Origin of the sequence: Bradyrhizobium sp. (assembly GCF_049581145.1) — a bacterium.
GTDB lineage: Bacteria > Pseudomonadota > Alphaproteobacteria > Rhizobiales > Xanthobacteraceae > Bradyrhizobium.
In genome coordinates, this window is sequence record NZ_JBAURI010000180.1 from 1 (window position 1) to 2,638 (window position 2,638).

The 2,638-nt window shown below is 66.1% G+C and carries 3 protein-coding genes; all 3 read right to left on the reverse strand.

Going from position 1 to position 2,638, the window contains the following annotated elements:
- Positions 1–138: 138 nt before the first annotated feature.
- On the reverse strand, positions 139–663 hold the full coding sequence (locus tag WCB02_RS05830; protein WP_423956887.1) for a M20/M25/M40 family metallo-hydrolase: 525 nt from the start codon (positions 661–663) through the stop codon (positions 139–141).
- Between the two features lie 99 nt (positions 664–762).
- Positions 763–1,533, reverse strand: coding sequence for an ABC transporter ATP-binding protein (locus tag WCB02_RS05835; protein WP_423956888.1), 771 nt, complete (start codon positions 1,531–1,533; stop codon positions 763–765).
- Positions 1,533–2,638, reverse strand: a 1,106-nt coding sequence (locus WCB02_RS05840) for a branched-chain amino acid ABC transporter ATP-binding protein/permease (RefSeq protein ID WP_423956889.1), incomplete at its 5' end; no start/stop codon positions are given. The genes WCB02_RS05835 and WCB02_RS05840, both read right to left, overlap by 1 nt.

Sequence of the window (2,638 nt, forward strand, 5' to 3'; positions counted from 1 at the left end):
GGAGCGCCTCCAGGGCAATCTTGGCCTTGAATGCGGCATCGAACTTCTTGCGTGACTTCGTCATATCCGGGCTCCATCGGTTGAGACAGAGCAGGACGCTTCACACCTTAACATCTGGTCCTATTTCCGGGGTCCACTTCAGGGATCGCCGCCGACCCGGCGCAATGCCTCGCGCAGGGTCTCGCCGCCCGGTTCGGTCAGGTCGAGCATCTCATCGTCGAGCGCGCCGCTCATGCCGCGGCTGCCGATGCATGACAATCCGTATTCGCTCGGTTCCTCCGCCAGGAAGTCGATGATTTCGACGGTGTGTCGCAGCCGGATGCCCGCCTCGCGCAATGCGAACATCACCTCTATCCCGGTGACGACACCGGCGATGCCGTCGAACCTGCCGCCGGCAGGCACGGTGTCGCTGTGCGAGCCGATCGCGATCACGCCAAGTGCGGGATCGCTGCCCTCGATCCGGCCGATCAGATTGCCGGCCGTATCGATCCGGGCCTTCAAACCAACCTCGGCGAACCGCCGCGCCAGCCATCCCCTCGCTTGGCGAAACAGCGGACTGAACGAGCGACGGGTATAGGGCCTGGCCGGATCGGTGAGGTCGGCGAGCGTCATCACGTCGGCCCAGAGTCGATCGGCATTGAGCGGCAGATTGGATTTTGTCATCTTGATCCCGGAGCGAACGCGCCACTTGTCGTCATGCCCGAACATCCGCTCGCATGGCGTCCGTCGTCAAGACCGGACGGCGGTGATCCGGTGCCTGTCTCAGCGCCCGGCGGCCGACTTCTCTTCAGGCTCGGTGCGCCATTCCAGGTCCTTCGCGCTCATGCCGATATAGGCGTCGACCACACGGTGGTCATCGAGCAGGTCGGCGGCCGCCCCTTCCATGACGATGCAGCCATCCTCGAGCACCAGCGCGCGCTTGGCGAAACGCAGCGCGGCGCGCGCGCTCTGCTCGGCCACCAGGATGGTCAGGCCGGTCGGCAGCAGCGTCGCCAGCGAGGCGTAGAGTTCGCCGATGACGCGGGGCGCGAGCCCTGTCGACGGCTCGTCGAGCAACAACAGCCGCGGTTCCGACATCAGGGCGCGCGCGATCGCGACCATCTGCTGTTCGCCGCCCGACAACAGCCCGCAGTGCGTCTGCGCCAACGGGCGCATTTTTGGAAAGATCGCAAACACCTGTTCCATGCGCCGCTTGCGGACGGCCGTCGACGTCCGCGCGGCGCCGATCTCGAGATTTTCGGCCACCGACATGGCCTGAAACAGTTGCCGCCCGTCCGGGGCATAGCCGATGCCTAGCCGCGCCCGTTGATGGGTCGACAGCCCCGACATGGTCTTGCCGGCAAAGGATATCTCGCCTCCCAGCATCACGATCTGGCCCATGATGGCGCGCAGCATCGTGGTCTTGCCGGCGCCATTGGCGCCGATGACGGCCACGGTGTCGCCCGGCTTCATGGCAAGACTGATGTTCTTGACCGTCGGCACCGCCTTGTAGCCGGCGGTCACGTTCGAAAGCTGTAGCAGGACCTCGGACATCAGGCAGCAACCTCGTCGACACCCATATAGGCCTGGATCACGACCGGGTTGTTGAGGACCTGACGCGGCACGCCTTCGGCGATGGTCTTGCCGAAATCCAGCACCTGCACGCGCGCGGCCAATGGCGCGATCGCCGGCAGCACGTGCTCGATTGCAACCACCGCCACGCCGCCGGCAATCGCCGCGCGCAAGGCGGCGTGCACCCGCTCGATCTCCTGCGCCGTCATGCCGGCCATGGCCTCGTCGAGCAACAGCACCTGCGGCTCGAGCGCCAGCGCCCGCGCGATCTCCAACAGCCGACGCCGCCCCGGCGGCAGCACATCTGGCAGATCCTGCCAGTTCGACAACAGCCCGACGTCGCTCAGGATGCGCGCGGTCTTCGCGCTCGCCACGGCACGGCTGCGATGAATGCTCGATGCCGCGACCAGCACGGTCTCCCACACCGTCAGCGAGGGAAACAACCGGCTGGTCTGGAACGTGCGTGCGATGCCGCCGCGCGCGAGCTCGTAGCGCTTCTTGCCGAGGATCGATTGGCCCTGCAGCCGCACATCACCGGCGCTTGGCCGTTGAAAGGCGGACATCAGATTGAACAGCGAGCTCTTGCCGGCGCCGTTCGGCCCGATGATCGCCAGCATCTCGCCGGAGCGAACCTCGACGTCGACCTCTTCAACGGCCCTGACGCCGCCGAAACGAACGCTCAGCCTGTGGCAGGTCAGCAAGGAGGCCGGCGCATGGGCCGAGACGAGACGCGTCGCCGCCAGCGGTTCGACCGCAGGCGGCGGGCCCCAGATCGTCGGACGCTTCAGCCATCCCCGCTTGGCCAGTTCACCGATCAACCCGCCGGGCGAGACCACAGCGATGAAAATGATGAGGACGCCGAGAATGATCTGCTGCTCCATGGGAAAGCTCGCCCACAGGAACGTCGACAACAGCGAGATCAGGATGCCGCCGATCGCGGGTCCCCACACCGTGCCGATGCCGCCGGCGAGCACCATCAACACCGTCTGCAATTCGATGGTGCCGGCGAACGCGCTGTTCGGATCGAGATAGCCGATGTTCCAGACATAGAGCGCGCCGGCCACCGCGGCCATGCAGGCGCTGATGC

Bases quoted from the DNA above. Each gene is read 5' to 3' on its own strand.
- WCB02_RS05830 (WP_423956887.1), bottom strand. From the start codon at position 663: ATGACAAAATCCAATCTGCCGCTCAATGCCGATCGACTCTGGGCCGAC.
- WCB02_RS05835 (WP_423956888.1), bottom strand. From the start codon at position 1,533: ATGTCCGAGGTCCTGCTACAGCTTTCGAACGTGACCGCCGGCTACAAG.